The 6,193-nt window shown below is 36.1% G+C and carries 2 protein-coding genes and 1 pseudogene; all 3 read right to left on the minus strand.

What is annotated here, in order from left to right; translation table 11 throughout:
* Window positions 1-3: 3 nt before the first annotated feature.
* Window positions 4-4,308 (minus strand): DUF6531 domain-containing protein, encoded by a 4,305-nt coding sequence (locus M4I21_RS17470; RefSeq protein WP_249560516.1) that lies wholly within the window; start codon window positions 4,306-4,308, stop codon window positions 4-6.
* Window positions 4,309-4,311: 3 nt separating this feature from the next.
* Entirely contained in the window at window positions 4,312-5,679 is a 1,368-nt protein-coding gene (locus M4I21_RS17475; protein ID WP_249560518.1) for a hypothetical protein, read from the minus strand.
* 2 nt (window positions 5,680-5,681) lie between these two features.
* Window positions 5,682-6,193: pseudogene (locus M4I21_RS17480) on the minus strand (type VI secretion system Vgr family protein); the annotation flags it as partial.

The following is a 6,193-nucleotide window of genomic DNA, read 5'->3' on the forward strand; positions in this document are numbered from 1 at the left end:
AATTTAATGATTACCTTTTAATCTTGGGCGTTTCCATTTATCTCCTTTAATATTTTCAGTTCCTTTCGCTCCTAATCTTCCTCCTTTTCTCAATTGGTCTACTGACATTCCTTTTAATCTCTGCTGTACACTCTTAGGAACATCAACATCGGCTCCTGCAATTCCATGTTTATTCATGAAGCCTTCACTACCAAAAATTCCTACTTCATTCATGTTTTTATCATAAACATGAAATTCAAAATCTACTCCATGTCCCATATTAAATTGGTCAAGCCTTCCTCTAAAGCCATCTCCCAGATTAATAGGAGCCTTGTTGAGCCCAAAAATATCTATTTCTGAATTACTATCTTTAGTATACGCATAGGAATTCGGGTTATTTCCTGCGAGTCCAATCGGGTCTTGACTTATGTAAGTTCCACTATCGGGAGAATAGTATCTAAACCTGTTGTAACACAGCTCTAGGTCATCATCAAAATATTGGCCTTGGTATCTAAAGGGTATGAACGTTTTATCTCCTGTAAATTTAATTGCTTTTCCGTAAATATCCAACTCGCACGCCCATACTTTTTCACCTTCTTTGTTGTAAGCTTCTACAGGTGTTCCTAAATGGTCACTAACTATAGAAAAATACTCACCATTAACCAATTTTGCTGTTGGTACAAAGCTCCCCTCATTAAATACCCATGTGGTAGCATTGTTAAACGGTTCTGGGTTATTGTATGTTAATACGCCTGTGTTGTTTACCACCAATTGTGGGCGGTCTTTAAGGTTGTACGTCCACTCATGCAAGGGTACGTTACTATCCCATAAAAAACGCGTTATATTATCTCTGTTTTTTACTAGTGGGTTTATTTTAGCGGTACGCCTGCCTAAGGCATCGTACTCAAAAGTAGTAAGTAGCCCCTCATTATTACTTACTTTTTGTAAACTACCATTGGCGTTCCAAACATATTCCCAAGTAAGTAGGTGGCTGTTACCATCATCTATTAAATTAAAGCCTTTTGCTTGTTTATTTTTTGCTATTTTTTTTATGAGGTTGCCTTCGGCATCATACGTATAGTTCCACTCTGGGTCTGCTAGTAATTTGCCTCCTTTATCATAAGTGTACCCACTGCGGTCTGCTGTTTTGTATAGGTTGCCTATACGGTCTGGTACTTTATAAATAGTTTCTGTTTGTTGGTAGTTTGCTTGTGCTAAATTGCCTAGTGCATCGTAATTAAATGTAGTGGTTTTTCCGTTTACAATTAATTGCTCTAATTGGTTGCTTGGGTTCCAGCTGTATTGGCGTTTGCTAGGTTCGTAATTTTGGCTGTGTACATGTAATTCTTTTATTCTGCCAGCCTGGTCATAGTTGGTTTTTTGTGTTACGCCACCGCTAAGCAAACGTTCTACTTCCCAGCCCATACTATTATACTCAAAAGCCGCTTGCCATGCTGTTGTTTTGTCTTGTACTGCATTGCTATTGGTAAGTTCTCCTAGCGGGTTGTATTGGTGGTTTAGCTGTGCACCTAAGCTACTTTGCATGTTAGTACGTTGCCCAAAGTTATTATAGGTATTGGTAATTAGGTGTCCGTTTTGGCTCTCTTGTAACACATTACCAACCTTATCTAATTGCAAGCGTACTTGGTTGTCTTGGTTTTCTGCGAGTATTAAGTTGCCATCTTTATCATAGCTAAACAACTCATACGTACCATTACTATATTGTACCGTAGTTAATTGGCTTAAAGCATTGTAATTGTAATTTGTTGTGTGTAATGGGCTAATGGTAGTTGTTACTTGGCCATTTGCGTCTCTACGGTATTTACGGCTAAGCCCATCAAAACCCCATTCGCCTATAATATTACCATTGCCATCTCTGCTAAAACGGTACAATTCATGAGCCTCATTACGTATGCTTTTTAGTTGCTCTTCTGTATCATAATAAAAAGTAACACTTTTACCATTTTCTGTACGCTTTTTTAAATGCCCTAAGCCCCAGTAGCTAAATTTTACGTTACGTTTATGGTCTTTTGCAGTAAGTACACTGCCAGCAGTGTCATACGTAAATTGGTGTACATTACCAGTAGGTTCTATTAGTTTTAATACATTACCTACTTTGTCATAATCATACGTTGTAGTGGCCCCGTTTGCAGCAACTGTTTTTTGCATACGTCCAAGACTATCATACGTCATATGCGTAAAAGTGTTGTTAGGTAAGTGTATGGTAGTTAAATTATGACTTTTGTCCCATTCTAGGGTAGTGGTGTTTTTGTTTTGATCTATTATTTGGTATAGTTTGCCATTTTTGTAATCTAGTTGTATAGAGCTGCCGTTAGGGTAGTTTATTTTTGTTACTTGCCCTAGATTGTTAAAGGTTCTTCTTAAGCTATTTCCTTGGTAGCTGGTGTGGCTTACGAGTAAGTCTTGCTCATTGTAACTAAAACGTTCGGTATTGTCAAAAGCATTGGTAATGGCTATTAAATTACCTCTTTGGTCATAATTAAATTTGGTGCTATTGCCCATAGGATCTATGGTGAGTACTTTTTCTTCGTTCTCGTTATAGCGGTTTATGGTTACCCCGCCCATTGGGTCGGTTATTTTGGTTATTAGCAAACGATCATCATACTCATAAACCGTTGTGTTGCCTAAAGAGTTGGTTACAATGGTTTTTTCTACTTTATAATCTAAGTGGTATTCCAAAAGACCTTCATCTCCCCAAGCGTGTATACATTTTGCTTTTTCTCCCTTACCTTGGTATTCCCAATAAAAATTACCACCTAATTGGTTGGTTAAATGAGATAATAAGCCATCTTTATAACGGAATGTTTTTTCTGCATTGTTAACATCTTTAACTTTGTATAATAGACCTTCTGAATTGTACTTGTAATTATGGTTCCATACAAAGCCTTCTTGTGTTTCTAGTTCTATTGTAGTTAAAAGATGAACAAAATCAGGGTTGTTGTATCTAAATTTAAAGAAACGTCCTGCGGTATCAATCACAGAATCTATATTGTTATTTGAGTTGTATTTTATGATGATTTTATCTTTGGTAGTATTTGCAATACATATAAGTTTACGGTTACTACCAAAGTGGTATTGCAGTTTATATTCGTCTTCTAAAACATAACCCGCCTTTGTTTTACTCCATGTTAATTTTTCTATAGGGTGATACACAGTGTCATGATCAGCTAAGGCAGGAAATGTAATAAAACGGCCATCTTCAATTCTTACAACAATATCTCCTTCTTGGTTTACCTCACTATGGTAAACATCATAATTATGGTGCCACATTTTCCCTAATGCAGATGTTGCTTGTATGTCACTATAGTAACGACGTGTAAATATAAAAGGAATAGCACCGGGGAAACTAAACTCTTCATTTTCTGAAACAACACGTCCGGCAACAACATCTACAGGTTCTGCTACACATTTTGTTTTTGAGGCTTTTTTTACGTCAACTTTTTTTAAAGCCTTTTCTACATCTGCTTTTTTTGCAGCTTTTTTTATCGCATTTTTTCCTTTTTTTAATAATTTTCCAAAACCTTTAAGGCCTAATTTTATACCTAGAGCAAATAAATCTATAGTAGGTGGGCCGCCAACCAAAACAGCCATTCCTGCAGGTATAACTGTTACCATGCAATCTGTAGGAGCCATTAATGTTAGTTTTGGCTTACTTGCTTTTTTTAGCCTAAACGGTGCAGGTATACCAACAATATTACAAGAGAGCGCTGGTAAAAATTGGTATGAAAAAGGGGCAGAATCTGCCATAACGGTACTACTGCCCATAAACATTTCACCTTCTGCCATAGGAGCTACAGAAGGAAACGGTAAGTGAGCAAACATACCCGGTAAATGTTGTATAGACGTGCCAGCATTTGCGACCCATTTGTTATTTATCTTAACGCTAGGCTTCATCATAGTAACAATAGCTCTAGCTACAGAACTTACAGTAATAGGTTGGGGTAGTTGTTCTTCACCTTCAGCAACCTCTTCTTGTTCTTGTTCAGGGGGTGATGGTAAAACAGTGCTAAGAGCAGCAAAAACTGCGGCTATCATATCATACACCATAAAAACATTAGGAACAGGACACATTGGAGACGGAGGTGCAAGTGTAGAATGAAAATCTATGCCTAAGCCCATATCGGAGAATTTACCAGCAGGTTGCCCTGGTATACTTGGCATTATTGCAGCAGCTAAGTCTTTCTGTAAATTATCTAGCTGTGTTTTTTTTTCTGAAAATAAGGCGCCAAAACTCTTTCCTGGAGCATGACCTGCTGTTTTTTCGGCCGCTTTTTCAGCAGTCTTAGTAGCTAATTTATTCAAAGACATAATTTAATTTGTTGATGAAATTAATTCTTCCTCTTTTGGTAAAGAAGCATAATGTTGGTTTAAGTTTTCTTCTGAAGAAATCAGATTTTTCCAATCTTTACCCAACCAAAGCTCTAGGTGTTCTTCTACAATAGGTCTTTTTTCATCTTCTCCTAATATGTATTCTAAAATGTTATATGCTAAATTTGCCACATATAAAAATGTAGAATTTTGGCGAGTTTGCAAATCTAAATAGCAACCACCATTTAATGCTAATAGCGCATACTCAAAAGCATCTTCATACTTTTTCTTTTTCATTTCTATGGTTGCACAAATTCTATAGGCCTCCATAATGTAGAAATAATCTATATTTTTAGTCGCTTTTTCTGCTATCTGTTCATAAACTTCAAAAGCCTCATCTTCCTCACTTAAATTTAATAAAAAAGCGGCCTTAAATAGCATGCTAGACCTCCATAATGGATAGTATTGCGAAGATGTTTTTATGGTGTCTGTTAATGAAATAGCTTTTTCTATATGCTTAAGTCCTTTTTTTGGTTCTTTAATTGTGTTGTAAGCATGTGATACAATTAAATAACTAGATACTAGAACAGAAGGCTCTCCAAGTTGTTTTGCTTCTAGAAAGAGACGATCTATTAACGGGAGCATTTTTTTCTCATTAGGTAAAGCTTCCATTAATTCTAGTACGGTTAGTTTGTATTTAGCATCTGGGCTATGAGGTTGGCTCCCTTTGACCTCTTTTTTCATTTCATTTTTCATAGCCGCAAGCATAGCTAACTGCGGATGAATTTCATGAATTTTTGACCGTGTTTTTCTTTTAAAGGATTTTAAATGCCTTTCTTTTGCAATATCTATAGCTACAAACCTAATAGGAGTAGGAATATCTTTTTTTAGCATTTCATGCATCCAATCTCCAAAACCTGGTTGGTGCATTCCTAAACCAAACTCAATAATAAAAGATGGGTCTATGCTAATTAATGTTTTTCTAAAGCGTTCTATCTCTAAAAGGAGATTAGAAAACGTAGGTGCAAGATTTGCGTTTGGAACAAAAGGCGTTTTAAGATAGTTATCTTTAATTAAAGCCTTGTGCATATCGTATTTTGGATCATTTTCTAGATTAAACCAATCTGTAAATTCTAACCATAAATGTTTTTCATAATCTTCATCTTCAGTGTATACAGAAGTAAATTTAAGAATAACCTCTTCTGTTTCTCCTAGAGCAGAACCTTCTATGTCTAAAAAATGACTTATAATTTCAATATCTGAATATTCTGCTACCCAAATGGCTAGTTTCCATTGCTTTTGTATTAGAGCTTCTTTCCAGTACTCTTCTATTTTGTAATATTGATGTGCTATTGAAATGTCCTCGTTCATACTTAAGAATTTATTTTTACCATAGGGCCAGTGATGTTGGTGTCACCAGTAGAGTTGGATGTAATTGCAACACCTAAAACATTGGTCTCAGCACCGCCATCTATAGTTGCATTTGTGGTACTTAGTAAAGACAAGCTATCTGTACCTGTAATTCCTACTGTAGGTGCATCTGCTACGATATTTTTTTTAGCGCCAATTTTAACATTTGTCCCGTCTAGTTCTATTTCTGTTCCATTTAAAAAGATGTTTGTTGCTCCCAACGTAATTGTTTTTGGTGCAGAAATTGTAATAGTTTCATCTCCGTTTAGAGTAATGCTGCTACCACTAGGATCAGAAATTGTTATTTTTCCTTGGTTTTCATCATCGTTAAAAGTTATAGTATTACCACTTCTAGTAGTAATACTTTTACTTTTGTTCTGTTCTAGTCCACCAGCTCCTGTTTGCCCGTTAAACAGGCTGCCTAATACAAATGGTCTGTTAGGGTCGTTGTATCTAAAGCCAAGTAAAACCTGGT

This window comes from Cellulophaga sp. 20_2_10, from assembly GCF_023476645.1.
Taxonomy (GTDB): Bacteria; Bacteroidota; Bacteroidia; order Flavobacteriales; family Flavobacteriaceae; genus Cellulophaga.